Source organism: Bacteroides sp. L008 (assembly GCF_040812255.1).
Classification (GTDB): Bacteria; Bacteroidota; Bacteroidia; order Bacteroidales; family Bacteroidaceae; genus Bacteroides; species Bacteroides vicugnae.
The window spans coordinates 4,862,269-4,878,540 of the sequence record NZ_JBFNXO010000001.1 but is presented as its reverse complement, the minus strand read 5'-3'; the positions used below and the strand labels follow the sequence as shown (position 1 = coordinate 4,878,540).

General features: G+C 44.2%; 13 protein-coding genes. 3 read left to right on the top strand and 10 right to left on the bottom strand.

Annotated elements, in window-relative coordinates:
• Positions 1 to 39 precede the first annotated feature (39 nt).
• Complete coding sequence (locus tag AB3G73_RS18840; protein ID WP_148364169.1) at positions 40 to 822, top strand: head GIN domain-containing protein; 783 nt, start codon at positions 40 to 42, stop codon at positions 820 to 822.
• 168 nt (positions 823 to 990) lie between these two features.
• Here AB3G73_RS18840 and AB3G73_RS18835 read toward each other — a convergent pair whose 3' ends face one another.
• The 9 genes from AB3G73_RS18835 to AB3G73_RS18795 all read right to left on the bottom strand — a co-directional run bounded on the left by AB3G73_RS18835 (position 991) and on the right by AB3G73_RS18795 (position 11,698).
• Positions 991 to 1,470, bottom strand: coding sequence for a hypothetical protein (locus tag AB3G73_RS18835; protein WP_367745365.1), 480 nt, complete (start codon positions 1,468 to 1,470; stop codon positions 991 to 993).
• The gene (locus tag AB3G73_RS18830; RefSeq protein ID WP_148364171.1) at positions 1,460 to 1,969 is read right to left on the bottom strand and encodes an RNA polymerase sigma factor; all 510 of its coding nucleotides are present in this window, start codon (positions 1,967 to 1,969) and stop codon (positions 1,460 to 1,462) included. The genes AB3G73_RS18835 and AB3G73_RS18830 overlap by 11 nt, the downstream gene beginning before the upstream one ends.
• 61 nt (positions 1,970 to 2,030) lie before the next feature.
• Positions 2,031 to 2,804 (bottom strand): acetylglutamate kinase, encoded by a 774-nt coding sequence (argB, locus tag AB3G73_RS18825; protein WP_148364172.1) that lies wholly within the window; start codon positions 2,802 to 2,804, stop codon positions 2,031 to 2,033.
• Positions 2,805 to 2,927: 123 nt separating this feature from the next.
• A complete protein-coding gene (gene speA / locus AB3G73_RS18820; RefSeq protein WP_074558252.1) occupies positions 2,928 to 4,820 on the bottom strand; it encodes a biosynthetic arginine decarboxylase in 1,893 nt (630 codons plus the stop codon).
• Between the two features lie 69 nt (positions 4,821 to 4,889).
• Positions 4,890 to 5,960, bottom strand: coding sequence for a hypothetical protein (locus AB3G73_RS18815; protein ID WP_074638725.1), 1,071 nt, complete (start codon positions 5,958 to 5,960; stop codon positions 4,890 to 4,892).
• 9 nt (positions 5,961 to 5,969) lie between these two features.
• Entirely contained in the window at positions 5,970 to 7,736 is a 1,767-nt protein-coding gene (locus AB3G73_RS18810) for an HSP90 family protein (RefSeq protein ID WP_367745364.1), read from the bottom strand.
• Between the two features lie 9 nt (positions 7,737 to 7,745).
• Entirely contained in the window at positions 7,746 to 10,244 is a 2,499-nt protein-coding gene (locus tag AB3G73_RS18805) for a hypothetical protein (protein WP_367745363.1), read from the bottom strand.
• A gap of 208 nt (positions 10,245 to 10,452) precedes the next feature.
• A complete protein-coding gene (locus AB3G73_RS18800) occupies positions 10,453 to 10,980 on the bottom strand; it encodes a shikimate kinase (protein WP_074558244.1) in 528 nt (175 codons plus the stop codon).
• A 115-nt stretch (positions 10,981 to 11,095) separates the two neighbouring features.
• Positions 11,096 to 11,698, bottom strand: a complete 603-nt coding sequence (locus AB3G73_RS18795) for a nitroreductase family protein (protein WP_148364260.1) — start codon at positions 11,696 to 11,698, stop codon at positions 11,096 to 11,098.
• Positions 11,699 to 11,838: 140 nt separating this feature from the next.
• Here AB3G73_RS18795 and AB3G73_RS18790 point away from each other — a divergent pair, with 140 nt between their 5' ends.
• Both AB3G73_RS18790 and AB3G73_RS18785 read left to right on the top strand, forming a co-directional pair.
• Positions 11,839 to 12,474, top strand: a complete 636-nt coding sequence (locus tag AB3G73_RS18790) for a viroplasmin family protein (RefSeq protein WP_148364176.1) — start codon at positions 11,839 to 11,841, stop codon at positions 12,472 to 12,474.
• Between the two features lie 29 nt (positions 12,475 to 12,503).
• Positions 12,504 to 14,279 carry a glycosyltransferase family 39 protein gene (locus AB3G73_RS18785; RefSeq protein WP_148364177.1) on the top strand — a complete coding sequence of 592 codons (1,776 nt, stop codon included), beginning with the start codon at positions 12,504 to 12,506 and terminating at the stop codon, positions 14,277 to 14,279.
• Here the strand turns inward: AB3G73_RS18785 and AB3G73_RS18780 are convergent.
• Positions 14,266 to 16,245 carry an LTA synthase family protein gene (locus AB3G73_RS18780; protein WP_367745362.1) on the bottom strand — a complete coding sequence of 660 codons (1,980 nt, stop codon included), beginning with the start codon at positions 16,243 to 16,245 and terminating at the stop codon, positions 14,266 to 14,268. The genes AB3G73_RS18785 and AB3G73_RS18780 overlap by 14 nt on opposite strands.
• Between the last annotated feature and the right edge of the window lie 27 nt (positions 16,246 to 16,272).

Sequence of the window (16,272 nt, the reverse complement as noted above, 5' to 3'; positions counted from 1 at the left end):
TCCGTCTAACTGCCATATCAATCATAGAAAAACATAATTATGAAAACAAGTTTATTGCTCGTATTAGTCACCGGATTGTCTCTAGTACTTACTGCCGGCTCTTGCTTGCAGAGAAAACACGTAGTAGGCAGCAAGAACTACATCTCCCAAGAAGTAAAAGCCGACCACTTCAATGAAATCAAACTATTGGGAAGTGCCAATATCAGTTATCACCAAGATACACTCAGCCACGTTGAGATACATGGCTCCGATAACATTATACCACTTGTAGAAACGTATGTAGACGGCAATACATTAATTATTAAATTCAAGAAGAATGTCAGTATCCGGAAAGGGAAACTGGAAATAAAAGTTTTTGCTCCGGAACTGAATAAGCTAACGATTAATGGTTCGGGAAATATAAAATTAATCAATGGAATACAAACTTCTAAAGATATCGAGTTCCATATAAACGGCTCGGGAAACATTCAGGGAGAAGGGCTTAACTGCCGAAGAATGGCTGTTTCAATTAATGGATCGGGAGATGTAAGACTGCAACAAATTGAGAGTCAGGAATGTCAGGCAGGAATTTCCGGTTCGGGCAACATCAATCTTAAAGGCAAAGCCATTCAAGCAAAATATTCTATTAGCGGATCGGGAAACATTCAGGCTGCAGATTTAGAAGCAGAAAATACGGATGCAAGCATCAGTGGATCCGGAAACATCAGTTGCCATGCAAGTCAGAAGCTGGTTGCCCGCGTGAAAGGAAGTGGCGATATTGCCTATAAAGGCAATCCACAAGAAGTGGATGCTCCACGGAAAAACATACGGCAAATCAAATAAAGACAGTCTAAAACACATAAAAGGGCTACTGCATCGCGCGGTAGCCCATTTATTTAGTTAGTTTTAATCTAAAAATTTGAGAGAATTGAAAACTTCACAGTTTCGCCTTCGTTGTTGTTTTAATTAAGCACACTAACTATATTATATGTTTAAAGCAAATGAAAATGTCTATTCGTTTATAACTTGCACCTTGTGGTTGATCTTCGCCAAACTATCGGCTAAAACCTGTTCCGCTTTCACATCATTCGAGATAGCGACCGATGGTGCAGTTACTTGTTTACCAATGGTATCCGTTGCCAATACACTTCCGTCATCTCCGGAGAAAGAATGTTGTGCCACATTCCCCAAAGAAAGGATGATTGCAATCACGGCAGCGGCTTTGAACAGAGGAATAAAACGACCGACCAGCGTCAAGCGTTTCGCTTTTACAACCGTAGGCTCCACCTCTGCCAGAATACGTGCATCAAAGTCTTCGCCCAGTCCTACTTCCTGCTGAACCTGTTGATAAACAAACAGTTTTTTATAGCGAAGCAAATGAGCCGGAACTTCCTCCTTTGCGAAGAAGTCGCGCAATGTTGCTTCCTCCTCAACGGAAGTTTCGCATTGCCAGTATCGCTCCAGGAGCTGTTCTATATCCTTATAATCCATATTCGTCAATTTCTAAGTACCTTTGTTTTACTTTTTGTCTGGCTCTGAAGAGGTTCACTTTGACTTGTTCCTCTGTCAGATTCAGCAACCCTGCAATTTTCTTATAGCTTTCACCTTCAATGTCCCTCAGTTGCATGATAAGCCGCTGTTTTTCGGGAAGTTCGTTTACCAGTCTATTAATAATGTTCATTCTTTCATCATGAATCATCTGGTCATACGGACTGTTTGCATCAGGTTCTTCCTCCATCTCGGGGGTGAGTTCCACGTTTTGAGCCTCTTTCTTTTGACTTCGATCTATCGCCAGATTCTTTGCCACTGTCAGGCAATAAGCTTCGACCGATTCAATTTGAGACCACTCATCACGCATCTTCCACACTCTTATCATGGTGTCCTGAACGACATCCTCGGCTTCGGCCCTATCCAGGGTGATTCTGAGAGCCAATCGAAAGAGTTTATCCTTCAACGGCAAAATATCGTTTCGGAAGCTGATTTCTTGCATCTCTATAATAATGACGGGCTAGGATATGAAAAGTTACAGTCGCCCACTACTTTTTTTTGAATTATTTTTTTATTCTTGTTCCACCAGTATCGTTAATCGCTGACGCTAAGGTGATTACCACTTCAGAGACTCCTGCATTTATTGCTTCAAAAGAATTCTCCAACTTGGGAATCATACCTCCCTGAATAACGCCATCAGCTACATATTGTTCAAATTCGGCACGGGTGATTTGGGGAATCACACTGTCATCATCATTCTCGTCACGCAACACGCCTTTCTTCTCAAAACAATATACCAATGTCACATCAAACAGCGTGGACAACGCTTTCGCTGTCTCCCCGGCAATGGTATCTGCATTCGTGTTCAGCATATTACCGTGTCCGTCATGTGTCAATGGAGCCATTACCGGAACCACTCCCTTATGTATCAAATCCGACAACAAAGTAGCATCCACCTTTTCCACATCACCCACAAAACCATAGTCCACCTCTTTCACCGGGCGTTTCACCGAACGGATCACGTTCATATCCGCTCCGGTCAATCCGAGTGCATTGACTCCGCGCGCTTGCAGGCCTGCCACAATATTTTTATTCACTAATCCGCCGTATACCATCGTTACGACCTTCAAGGTTTCGGCATCGGTAATCCGACGACCATTTACCATTTTGCTTTCAATACCCAGTTGTGCGGCAATCTTTGTAGCCGAACGGCCGCCGCCGTGAACCAATACTTTATGCCCAGCGATAGCGGCAAAGTCATTTAACAACTGACGAAGGGTGGCTTCCTCTTCTACGATTTTGCCACCCACCTTAATAACTGTTAGTTTTTCTCTCATTTCCTATTCTTATTTTTAGGCACGGATTACACGGATTTCACGGTTTTAGTTGTGTGAGAACGTAAAGCAACCGTGAAATTATGCGAAGCCACCGTGAAATCCGTGTAATCCGTGCCTACTTATCTATTCCAAATAAGTATATCCGTAAAGCCCTGAACGATAGTTGGAGAGGAATTCTTTTCCTTCTTCCAAAGAAATCTTTCCCTCTTTCACAGACTTCGTCACCCAGGTTTCGAGTGTACGTACCAGTTTCTTCGGATTGTACTGTACATAGTCCAACACCTCCGCTACCGTTTCTCCGTCAATAATCTGTTCGATATTATATCCTTTCTCATTCACCGAAACATGCACGGCATTCGTATCACCGAACAAATTGTGCATATCTCCCAGAATCTCCTGATAAGCACCGACCAGGAACACAGCTACATAGTAGGGCTCCGTTTTTTTCAGTGTATGTACGGGCAGATAATGGGAAACGTTACGGGTAGAAATAAAATTAGCAATTTTACCGTCCGAATCACAGGTAATATCCTGCAAAGTAGCCGAACGTTCCGGTTTCTCATCCAGTCGCTGGATAGGCATGATCGGGAATATCTGGTCGATCGCCCAAGAGTCGGGAAGCGACTGAAAGAGCGAGAAGTTACAGAAATATTTATCGGCAAGCAATTTAGACAGTCCGCGGAATTCATCGGGCGCGTGCTTCAAACCACCGGCAATCTGATTAATCTCACGCGTAATAGACCAATACAGACGCTCTATTTGTGCACGGGTTTTCAGATCTACGATTCCATGACTGAACAAGTCCAGCGCTTCCTCCCTGATCTGCTGCGCATCATGCCATGCTTCCAACATCTTGTTCTGATTCAGTGTATCCCAGATACCGTACAGTTCCTGCACCAGTTCATGAGCATCCGGAGCAATCTCTTCCTCGTCATCCCATTCGGGCAAGGTAGCAGTTTCAAGTACCTCAAAGATAAGAACGGAATGATGTGCCGTCAGTGCACGTCCACTCTCCGTTATGATATTCGGGTGTGGGATGCCATTTTTATCGCTCACGTCCACCAGAGTAGAAATAGAGTCGTTTACATATTCCTGAATGGAATAATTCACGCTACCTTCACTATTAGACGAACGGGTTCCGTCATAATCCACTCCCAGTCCACCACCAATATCGACAAATTCGACGTTGAATCCCATCGAATGCAGCTGCACATAGAATTGTGAAGCCTCACGCAAAGCCGTTTTGATACGACGTATCTTTGTCACTTGACTGCCGATATGGAAATGAATCAGTTTCAGACAATCCTTCAGCCCTTTGCTATCCAGAAAGTCGAGCGCTTCGAGAAGTTCACTGGAAGTCAAACCGAATTTGCTGGCATCCCCTCCCGACTCTTCCCACTTTCCGCTCCCGGAAGAAGCGAGTTTGATACGTATGCCGATGTTAGGCTGCACATTCAGCTGTTTTGCCATCTTTGCAATCAGCTTCAGTTCGTTCATCTTCTCTACAACGAGGAAAATACGTTTACCCATTTTCTGGGCAAGCAAAGCCAGTTCAATATAGCTTTCGTCTTTATATCCGTTACATACAATTAATGAGTCAGAATCCGTATTGACAGCAATCACCGCATGGAGTTCCGGTTTGGAACCGGCTTCCAGTCCGAGATTGAACTTCTTTCCATGGCTGATAATCTCTTCCACCACGGGGCGCATCTGGTTGACTTTAATCGGATAGATAATAAAGTTCTCGGCTTTATAACCATACTCCTCGGCTGCCTGTTTAAAGCAGGACGACATCTTCTCAATACGGTTGTCCAAAATATCCGGAAAACGCACCAGCATGGGAGCTGCCACATCACGCAATTGTAACTCATCGACCAGTTCTTTCAAATCGACAGACACCCCGTCTCTACGAGGTGTAACAACAACATGACCCTTGTCATTAATACCAAAGTACGAGGTGCCCCAACCTGTGATGTTGTAGAGTTCCTCAGAATCTTCAATACGCCACTTTCTCATTTTCTGTTATTCAGTGTTTTTAGTAAATAATTGGACGGCAAAAATACGGATTAATCTACATGTTGGCAATTAATTAGACATTAAATCTTTCAAACGGTCCAGATAACCACTATTTCCGTTACGGGCGTCATAGCGATGTGCCAGCTCCTCTGCCTGTTGATAGAAATAATTGCGAAGTTCGTTTACCTGATAAATTCCATCCGGACGATAAAGAGGAAACTCTTCCGGCAAAGACAACGAGACTTCCGGACGAGTTTCATACTTCAAAGCCTCTACCATATCACAGGAGAAACGATAACTCTTCAACGTATTCGTACGCAAACTCCAACCGATACACCGTTCGACATATTCCCAAGCCCTTTCCGGCTTCGTCATCATATAATAGGCAATAAACAATCCCAGATAGAGCAAAAGATATTCATCCTTCTCCCTTCCTACCAACGCTTCTTCGGCACGTGCACACATATCAGCGGCAATTTCCGGTTTACCTGCTTTCTGCGCATAATAAGAAAGCTTCAAGTAGGCCCGCAGATTAGCCTCATAACAAGTGACCTGCTTATTAATCAACGGTTGCGCGCGGCTGTAAGCCTCATCAAACTGTCCTGTTTCCAGATAATAATCCAGCATAAAGTTCAATTCACAAGCCTCACACGACTGATCGTCTATTTTCTCATTCAACATTTTATCAATGTATTCTTTCGCCTTGTCATACTGCCGCATCCAGACACATTCCACAGACCAGCGGTGATAATAACTCCGCAAAGAATATCCGTTCCGGAGGATACGTTTCTTATAATCCTCCCCGACTGCTTGCACCTGTTCCATCGGAATCTCCGGAAGATCGAACGTACAAGCCCATATCCACTTATATTTCCACAACAAGTCATCTTCCTTGATCACATCCTTGTGATTCTCGTAATCATCCAGAATTTTAGAGAACACGGTAATCTCCTCAGCATCCGCCGAGAGAAGATTCAGTTCATAAATAAGATCCAGTCTCATCTCCGTAGCCCATTCCACATCTTCGTTCTCATCAGCGATACGGATGGCTTCTTTCAACAGATTGGCTTTTTCGCGGGGATGCAGATTCTTATTCTGTGTCTGCAACAGCAATTTTTGTATTTCAAGTGTGTATCTCATTCTCTTTCTTTAATTCAGGAAATTTATAAAATCATTCATTTTCGAAGTCATCAGTTCACTTAGCGAATGGTTGAAAAGCTCCATTTCTTCGCTGTTTACCGGATATTTACCTTGCAGAAGCGACTGTACATACAATATATGCACCACATGCTGAAACAGTTTATTGTCTCCTTGTATTTGCAATAAGGTCTGCACCATTTCATTATCCGCATTGAAAATGAGTGTCGGCGGAATCTGCTTTGCAGTATTCACAGCCCCCAACACAGCCGCCAACGGGTTATTAGCACTTTTAGCGGCATTCTCCTTTTCCTCCGCCACAAAAATAACCGGAATATCTACCGGAGTAAAATGCTTCAGACGACAGATACAGCCAAACCGTTTCAACAGTTCGTTCGCTTTCACCTCAAAAGCCTGAGATTCCTGGTTCGCCTCCACTTCACCAAACTGCTCCAGCAACCGTGAAGGAGATATTTCATCCAAAGTAAGTTCCGGATTCAGACGGACATACTTTTTCAACAAAGTTTCATCAAACGTATAAGCAGCATTCACGACCAGCCAACCCTGTGCTCCGGCTATACGCCGCACTTGCCGGAAATCCTCCAGATTCTTGGTATAACATATCACATTGCTTGCCGAACGAATATTTCCAAAGCTACGCAACCCCTTATTGGTTTCAAAAGGAAGGTAATCCATAAACAAACGGAGCAATTCATTATCCTCCGAAGCAATCGCCTTGATATGAAAGTGATGAACATCCAGAATCCGGTTGAACATGGCACGGTCATTCTGCACCAATCCCCGCAGATAATCCTTGATAGCCACCCCGATTTCTTTTCGGGCATCCTTCAGCTGGTCATTACTCACCAAAGACTCCCGGGAAGCAGTAGACAGCAACCCGTCCGCATTCACCAGACAACGGATAAAGAAAGCCCACGACGGCAACAGATTGCAATCATCCTCGCTCAACAGCATACGCTTGAGATAGACCTTATGAGAGTTACGCACTGAAAATTGCGTACGGAAAGGCAGGACATAAAGCACCCCTTCCACTTTGCCGCTTTCAGTATAGATCCGGAAAGCATCGAGAGCAGACGACTGAAACACTTTCGCCCCATAATCCAGCAACTCCTTACGAGTCGCCTTCGGGTCAAGCCATACAGGTGAAGGCGTATTTACCAACTCCTCCTCCCCCTGATAATGCAGATAGATAGGATACGGCAACACTTCCCCGTAACTCACCAGTATCTTCTTAAACGTTTCATATTCAAAAAGATGCATCCAGTCTCCTTTCGGGTGCAATACCACCTGCGACCCGATGGGCCGTTCTTCGTCTGATAAAGTCAGCTGATACGTCCCATCCACTTTTCCACACCAGCAAACAGGTTGTCCTCCCATTGCCGAACGGCTCTCTACGGTGATTTCATTAGTCACCACAAAACAAGACAACAATCCGATACCGAACCTTCCGATAAAATCGTCCGCATCGGGAGTATCCCGCTTTGAACTCTCCCCGATAACAGTCAGAAAACGATAAACTTCCTCCTCTTTCAGTCCGATACCATTATCCCGGAATACCACTGTCTTGTCCTCATTCAGAAAGACATCGATGCGACCTTTGTAATTCTCGTCAATATTGCGTAGTGCCGTGATGGCATCTACACAATTCTGCAACAGTTCGCGAACAAAAGTATTCGGATTACTATAAATGTGCTCTGATAACAGGGCAATCATACCTTTAAGATTGACCTGAAACAGATTATTTCCTTCTTTTTCCATGTTCCTCTTCTACTTCCTCCTCCTTCCGGTGATTTTAAGAGCTTTCTCATTGCCATTCTCTGCGGCCTTTTCGAACCACTCCATGGCTATTTCATCGTTTTCTTCCACACCATTTCCTGTCAGATAGGCATTTCCAAGTTCAAATTGTGCTTTATCGTTGTTTTTCTCGGCAGCTTTCAGCAACCATTGCACCGCAGCTTCCGGATCAGGGTTACAACCTTCGCCATACATCATCATCTTACCCAGATAATAAGTCGCAGCGATATTCTCATGCCCCGCCGCATCCGTAAACCAGCGATAAGCTTCGGCATAATTCTGCTTCACACCTACTCCGTTATAATAGCAAAGTCCGGTACGATACATACTCATCGTATTCCCATTATCCGCAGCCAGTGTATAATATTTAAAAGCCTCCGTTTCATTATCTTCCACTCCGATACCCATTTCATAACAGATACCCAGTCCTTCACTGTACCATTCATACTCGGCAGCTTTCTTGAAATAAGCAAAAGCCTTTTCCGACTCATTCAGGTTGTCATAATCATACAGATAATACTCACCCATACGCAACATAGCCATCGGAATCTCATTAGCCACCGCCTTGTCATACCATTCCACAGCCGTTTTATTATCTTCCAGACAGGGACCGCAACCGAAGAAATAATAATCTCCCATCTTAAACTGCGCATAACCATAGTCCTGCTCGGCAGCCTTCATCATATATTCCACTGCCTTTTGAGGATTCTCTTCCACGCCATTGCCGTTCTCATAAGCCATCCCCAATTCGGTCAGACAACGGGCTTCATTCTTTTCCGCCCCTTTACTAAACCATTCGAGTGCCTTATCCCAGTTTTCTTCCGTCCCGATACCTTCTCTATAGCAACGTCCCAAAGCAAAGATCGCATCATTATCGTCCGCTTCAGCCGCCTTTGTATACCAAGCGAAAGCCTCTTCCGGTTTCACTTCGCCAAGAACGCCCTTTTCCATATAAAGTCCTACACGGAACATTGCATAAGGATAACCCTGTTCGGCCGCCTTGCTAATCAGTTCAAAAGACTTTTCATAGTTCTTCTCCACTCCATCGCCATTCTCATATAAGAATGCCAGTTCCACAAGGGCAAAGCAAGCACCCAGTTCGGCCGCTTTTTCATAATATTCCCTTGATTTTACAGGGTCCTTCACACCACTATATCCATTAGCCAGATAAAGAGCCACACGGCAATACCCATCGGCATTATTCAGCGAAGCCGCCTTTTCATAATACTCCAATGCCTTCGCATAATCCGGTTCTTCAGACAAGAAGCCACGTTCATACATCCAGCCCAAACGATAAGCTGCACTTCCCGAACCCAATTCAATGGCTTTCTCCAACAACTCTTTCGCGCGATTCATGTCTTCCGGCACCAAATCACCGTTGAAATAGATATTGGCCAGTCCTTCGATACCTTGTATGTAATCATCCTCCACGCAGCGGTTCAGACACATCAGTCCACGTTCCACGTCCTTATATTCATCATTATACAGGTAGATCAATGACAGTTCATACGCACTGTATGGTTCACAATAAAGCATGCCCTTTTCCAGCCACTCAATCGCCTTAGGCATATCCAGCCATTCCTCTTCCTGATAGTTATATCCCAGGAAATTGGCGGCAGACCACACACCGGCATGCCAGGCCTTTTCCCAAAGTTCGAAGCTCAGTTCTTTCGGTTTATTCAGTTCCGGATAACGGAAATAAAGCGTAGCCAGATTTTTAAGACTATAAAGATTGGGAACAATTTCCAGAGCTTTTTCGTAGTAAGCAGCTTCCTCTGCCACGTTACCTTCCGCCCTGTCGAGCGCATCTCCCAACGATGCATATACATGAGCACGCAAACGTTCACCTTCAGGCAATTCGGCAAGCAGGTCATTCCGTATCTGTAATGCCTTTGCTTTATCTCCTGTAAATTCTTCGACAAAAGCACGATAATGCTTTCCCCACCAAATAGCTTCGGGAGAAGTGAGAGCGGCAAAACGCCGTTCCCCCTCTTCTTTATCTTGTTCACAATAAAATCCCATGTATCGCCAATAGGCAACAGTTGCTTCCGCTTCAGCCCACCCCATATCGGCAGCTTTCTCGTAGTATGGAAACAAATAACTCATATCCCGCTTTCCATAACGGGCTTCAGAATATTGTGCACCTTTCTGCGCCCATCCCGCACCGCTAAACTCTGCTACACGGTCGCATACCTGCATCACCTTTTCCCACCAAAATTCATATTCTTCCGCATTGAGACCGACCTCTACGTTACAGTCAAAAGCACTGAATATCAGTTCAAAAAAATCTTCTGTTAATTTTTCGTCTTCTTTTGTGTCCAAAGCATATTCACATACAGCCAATGCTTCCCACCAGTTTTCCGCACTTAATAATGAAGCCGGTGTATACTGCGGAAACCATACCCTTGCAGGTTGTCCGGATGCTTTAATTTTAGCGGATAACTCCCCAAATTTCTCTTTTAAAGTTTTCATGATATAGACTTTACCTTAATTTTGTGTCACTAGTCAATAAAAATCTCATAACGAGTGCAAGGTACAAATATTGACCGAATGCACAAACAAGAGTCTTAAAAAAGATAAGACTGATATACTATTTAGGCACGGATTACGCGGACTGCACTGTTACTCTATCATACAGATATTTAGAGGAACCGTGAAATCCGTGTAATCCGTGCCTATTTTATAATCCCAAAAGTTGTCGTAACCGTTGCACCGATGTTTCAATCTGCCAACGGTCTTCCAATTCGTCTGCATTAAAGATATATTGAGCCTGGTGATAAAAAGGAGCCCGCTTCTCCAGTGCCTGAATAATAAACGCTTTCAGTTCTTCATCCTCTTTCCCTTGAAGAATAGGACGTTGCTGCTTAGCCACACGCAAACGCCTGAAAAGCACATCCGGATGCACATCGAGAAAAACCGTCTTTCCGGTCCGGTTCATAAACTCCATATTATCATAAAAACAAGGCGCTCCACCTCCCGTCGAGATTACCACATTCTCAAACTCGGCTACTTCATGGAGCATATTTCTCTCCAGCTCCCTGAATCCTGTTTCGCCTCGTTCAATGAATAATTCTCCAACGGTTTTGTGAAAACGCTCTTCAATATACCAGTCCAGATCAATGAACGGTATATCCATATGCCGGGCAAAAGCCTTACCCAACGTCGTTTTTCCGGCACCCATATAGCCGGTAAGGAAGATACGAACCATAAATGATTAATTTTGCTCACAAAATTAATCATTTAATGAAGAATGAAGAATGAAGAATAAAGAATTTTAGCCATTATGTCATCCAATTCTTCATTATTCGTTCTTTATTTCCGATTTATTTAAAGATTCTCACCCGTTCTTCAAGCGGCTGGAATTCTTTTTCACCCGGTTTGCCGACAGGAAGTCCGAACGGCATTTCCGCAATCAGATGCCAATGTTCCGGTAAATCCCATGCACGGCGCACTTCTTCATCAATCAACGGGTTATAGTGTTGTAGCGATGCTCCGAAACCTACATCTTCAAGCATTACCCAGATAGCTAACTGGTGCATGGCAGAAGTCTGCAATGACCATCCCGGGAAATTCTCCTGATAAGACGGGAAAGCCTCCTGAAGCCCTTTCACAACCTTCTGATCCTCAAAAAACAACACAGTGCCATAACCACAGGCAAACGAATGATCTATCTTCTCTTCTGTCTTGACAAACGCTTCGGCCGGCACAATCTTCTTCAATGCATCCTTCACGATCTGCCACAATTTCTGATGCGATTCTCCCAATAGAAGTACCACACGGGTAGATTGCGAATTGAATGCCGACGGCACGTGGCGCACAGTCATATTAACGATACATTCGATCTCCTGATCGGATATAGGTGACTGATTAGTAATTGAATAGTAAGTTCGACGTTGTTTCAAAGCTTCACTAAAAGATCTTTCCATCATGGTTCCTTTCTTATTTTATATTCTTAAAACTCTCTTTTTTTTATAACAAGTAGCCCCCCTAACTTGTTCAGTTAGAGAATATATTTGTACCTTCGCAGCGTCAATTCATTGACTATCTAAAATTATCGTCGGAAAAAATGGCTAAACAGAAATTTTATGTAGTATGGGAAGGTGTCACACCCGGAGTTTATACTTCCTGGACAGACTGCCAACTTCAAATCAAAGGATATGAAGCTGCCAAATACAAATCATTTGACACGCGCGAAGAAGCGGAACGCGCGTTGACAATGTCTCCCTATGCTTATATCGGCAAGAACGCAAAGGCTAAATCAGGAGGTCCCAAACCTTCTTCAGATACTTTACCTTCTTGTGTGATCGACAATAGCCTGGCTGTCGATGCGGCCTGTAGCGGTAATCCGGGACCGATGGAATATCGCGGCGTACACATTGCCAGCCGTCAGGAGATTTTTCATTTCGGCCCGATGAAGGGAACAAATAATATCGGTGAGTTTCTAGCCATCGTACACGGCTTGGCTTTGTTGAAGAAGAAAGGTTTCGATATGCCCATTTACAGCGACAGCGTGAATGCCATCAGCTGGGTGCGACAGAAAAAGTGCAAGACCAAACTTCCCCGGACTCCGGAAACAGAAGAACTGTTTCTACTAATTGAACGGGCGGAGAAATGGTTGCAAGGAAACACCTATACTACTCGTATCCTGAAATGGGAAACCAAAGAATGGGGAGAGATTCCGGCCGACTTCGGCAGAAAATAAAAGAACATAAATTTCAATATAAGAAAAAGATGAAAACATTGACTTCAAGCAAAGCTTTCTGGCTGTTACTAGTCATTTGCGTAGTTACCATCCTGCCTTTCCTCGGTTTATCGGAGTACCACACCAAAGGGGAGCCTCGCGAATCTATCGTCTCCTACTCCATGCTGGATAGCGGGAACTGGATTTTACCCAGAAACAACGGAGGAGAAATGGCTTACAAACCGCCTTTCTTCCACTGGAGCATTGCTGCTGTCTCGGCAGCAGTAAACGGAGGGCAAGTCACAGAAATGACCTCCCGCTTGCCGTCTGCCATCGCCTTGATTGCCATGACTCTCTGCGGCTTTCTGTTCTTTGCCAAAAGAAAAGGAGTGGAACTGGCGCTGTTAGCCGCCTTTATTACCCTGACTAATTTTGAACTGCATCGGGCCGGAGCAAACTGCCGGGTAGACATGGTATTGACAGCTCTCACCGTTGGCGCTCTTTATTGTCTCTACAAATGGTATGAGAAGGGGCTTAAAGGTATTCCCTGGCTGGCCATTCTCCTGATGAGTTGCGGCACACTGACTAAAGGGCCGGTAGGTACTATCATTCCATGTTTGGTTGTAGGCATCTTTTTATTACTTCGGGGTGTCAACTTCTTCAAAGCATTCCTGTTACTTTCCGCTTGGGCCATTCTTTCACTCATCCTGCCTTTCTGCTGGTATGTCGCTGCTTACCAACAAGGCGGAGAAGAATTTCTGGCATTGGTTATGGAAGAAAATCTCGGTCGTATGACCAATACCATGAGTTATGATTCATGTGTGAACCCCTGGCATTATAATTTTGTGACCTTGTTTGCCGGATACGTTCCCTGGACACTGTTAGTCGTGCTCTCCCTGTTCAGCCTGACTTACCATAAATTCAGCATCCAACCTGCCGCGTGGTGGAAACGTTTCACCACATGGATAAAGAATATGGACCCGGTGGATTTATTCTCTTTCACCAGCATCGTCGTAATCTTCGTCTTCTACTGTATCCCGCAGAGCAAACGTAGTGTATATCTGATGCCGATCTATCCTTTCATTGCTTATTTCCTTGCCAAATATCTATTCTATCTGGTTAAGAAGCAATCCAAAGTCATCAAGGTATACGGAAGTATTCTTGCAGTAATCAGCCTGTTACTGTTCACCTGCTTCATCGTATTAAAATGCGGACTCATCCCCGAAACGATTTTCCACGGTCGCCACGCACAAGACAACATTAATTTCATGCGTGCCATACAGAATATCAACGGAGCAAGAGCCTTGATACTGATTGCCATTCCTACCATTCTCGGTATCTACTGGTGGTTCTATCAACGGAAAAATGCATTAAGCAACCGCTTCCTGTATGCCCTCGTTGTGCTAACAATGGGATTATACCTTGCACTGGACGGTGCTTACCAACCGGCGGCATTAAATTCGAAATCGGTGAAATTCATCGCTGCAGAAATAGAAAAGGTTGCGCCGGAAAACGAAGGGACTATGTATGAGTTCATTGAAGAAAGTCTGCATGCAGCAGGTGACCCCGTACATTACTTCGAACTCAACTTCTATCTGCGCAACCGTCTCGACAACTTCTACCGGAAACGTCCTTCGGAAGGTTTCTTGTTAATCGGCACGAATGATGCAGAGAAATATCTTCCCGAATTCGAGAAAGAAGGGTATCAGTTTGAGCAGGTGTATGAATCTCCCAAACGAGTACTCCGGCAAATAGCCAAGGTATACAAGTTCGTTAAAAAACAACAGCCTGAAAATACCGAAACGACTACTCCTATTGTTGAGTGAAAGGTATAGAATTAAGCGTTTTTCCATGCTTCACAAGGAACTCCGCCGATTGGAGCATGGAAAAACTATATTCTTTCAAAGGCAAAAAGCTATCATCCATCGGAACAGCATTCAATTTGCCGTTACCTATATGATAAGTAAGTTCCTGCTGAGTCTCGTAATTATAAAGATAGAGTAACGTATCATTGCGTCCCACCACCATATTGTCAGCAGTATAGAACATACAGGGACGTTCTTCCTTCAACAAGTCTACCCCAAAATTATTCTGTAAATAATCAATATTCAACAACCCTAATATCGTTGGCTGTATATCTACCTGACCGCCAAATGTAGTTTTCTCTTCCGGCTGAATACGGCTGGAGTAAATCATCAGCGGAATATGGTTATAAGACTCCGGCAATTCACATTCGGCGTCTCCCACCAGTTTGCCATGATCCCCTTCCAATACGAATATCGTATTATCAAACCAGGGTTGTTTACGCGCCTCTTCAAAGAACTGGCGCAAAGCCCAATCCGCATACTCAACGATCTGCGTCTCCGGTTCACTTGTTTTCGGATGGAAGAAAGGAGGTATCACATACGGCGGATGATTACTGATGGACAGTAACGTAGCAAAAAACGGTTGTCCGGTAGCAGCCCGCTGATTCAATACCGGAATTGCGTATTCATACAAGAAATCATCCTGCACTCCAAAGCTATTCACCACCTTATCAGCCGGATAGTTTTCTTGTGAGAACACTTCATCATAGCCGTTTGTCCGGAAGAAAGCGTTCATATTATCATACTGCCCTTCATGCGTCATAAAGAAAAGGTTGTAATAGCCGTTTTCTTTCAATACGGTAGGCAGTCCCGAATAGCGGGGAATGACAGAGCCTTTCATCAGGTTCCGTTTCATCATAGCGGGAAAAGAATACAAGGTAGCATACAAACCGTGGTTCGTATGGATTCCTGCGGAATAGAAATTGCGGAAACTGATAGAACGGGTATACAGGCTATCCAGGAAAGGAGTCAAGGTCTCCGATTGCCCGAAATGCTTCATAAACTTGCAGGACATAGACTCCATCATAATCAATACAACATTAGGACGGTGCCGTTGTACGCTATCCGTCATCGAAGGATGCCTATAAACAGCCAGCGGTGACACATTCGCTTCCCCCGGCCGGTTGAGCAGAGCCTGCGCCTTAGTGATTGCTTCCTGTTCATCCATCAGATGCAAGTATTTATTTTCAGGCCGCATATCATCCATCACGCTTGTCAGCAGATTAAAGGTAGGGCTTACTCCCAGTTGATTGAGAAAAGCGTCCTGACAGAAATATGCCGCACTCACTTTGATCGGATTATACCCTGTACGTCCCCGGATTCCAAAGATGCAGAGTCCGATTAAACAGGCTCCGATCAGAACCGCCCCTCCTCGCTTCCAATAAGGAAACGGAGCAGAAATGGTAAGGCTACGATGATGGAAATAACGCGCCAGATAGATAAGCCAAGCTACGAATCCGCCCAGAAGGAGAAGAAATAATCCGATGGACAGATAATAGGCACTTTCACCCAATATCATTCCGGCGGTAGTTCCCGCATAACCGAACCATTCGAATATGGAAGAATTGATATGTTTAAAGAAATAGGCAAAATAAGGAATGTCTGACGCACTGATTAAATAAACCAATCCATAAAAGACACTGAAAAAGATCGTAAAGAAACGGAACAACGCTTTCCCATAATAGTTGCAAACTCCACACACCACTGCAACTACCAGAGGCAACAGAAGTATGTAACAGCCTATCACATTGTCAAACCAGACACCATGCACAAAAGCAAGCATCGAAAGTGTCTTATCCGACAAGGCTTCAGAGGTCAACTGATGATAAGATGAGATGAAAAGTACCAGGCGAAACAGTCCTGCGACCAGCAAAGCCGAAACATGTATGGCAAGTATATATACAACAAGATTTAGAAAACGTTTCATAATAGCCTTTTCTTTTTATGAATTAAA

Bases quoted from the DNA above. Each gene is read 5' to 3' on its own strand.
- AB3G73_RS18830 (WP_148364171.1), bottom strand. From the start codon at position 1,969: ATGCAAGAAATCAGCTTCCGAAACGATATTTTGCCGTTGAAGGATAAA.
- argB (WP_148364172.1), bottom strand. From the start codon at position 2,804: ATGAGAGAAAAACTAACAGTTATTAAGGTGGGTGGCAAAATCGTAGAA.
- AB3G73_RS18785 (WP_148364177.1), top strand. From the start codon at position 12,504: ATGAAAACATTGACTTCAAGCAAAGCTTTCTGGCTGTTACTAGTCATT.
- AB3G73_RS18835 (WP_367745365.1), bottom strand. From the start codon at position 1,470: ATGGATTATAAGGATATAGAACAGCTCCTGGAGCGATACTGGCAATGC.
- AB3G73_RS18810 (WP_367745364.1), bottom strand. From the start codon at position 7,736: ATGGAAAAAGAAGGAAATAATCTGTTTCAGGTCAATCTTAAAGGTATG.
- AB3G73_RS18800 (WP_074558244.1), bottom strand. From the start codon at position 10,980: ATGGTTCGTATCTTCCTTACCGGCTATATGGGTGCCGGAAAAACGACG.
- AB3G73_RS18805 (WP_367745363.1), bottom strand. From the start codon at position 10,244: ATGAAAACTTTAAAAGAGAAATTTGGGGAGTTATCCGCTAAAATTAAA.
- speA (WP_074558252.1), bottom strand. From the start codon at position 4,820: ATGAGAAAGTGGCGTATTGAAGATTCTGAGGAACTCTACAACATCACA.
- AB3G73_RS18795 (WP_148364260.1), bottom strand. From the start codon at position 11,698: ATGGAAAGATCTTTTAGTGAAGCTTTGAAACAACGTCGAACTTACTAT.
- AB3G73_RS18790 (WP_148364176.1), top strand. From the start codon at position 11,839: ATGGCTAAACAGAAATTTTATGTAGTATGGGAAGGTGTCACACCCGGA.
- AB3G73_RS18840 (WP_148364169.1), top strand. From the start codon at position 40: ATGAAAACAAGTTTATTGCTCGTATTAGTCACCGGATTGTCTCTAGTA.
- AB3G73_RS18815 (WP_074638725.1), bottom strand. From the start codon at position 5,960: ATGAGATACACACTTGAAATACAAAAATTGCTGTTGCAGACACAGAAT.
- AB3G73_RS18780 (WP_367745362.1), bottom strand. From the start codon at position 16,245: ATGAAACGTTTTCTAAATCTTGTTGTATATATACTTGCCATACATGTT.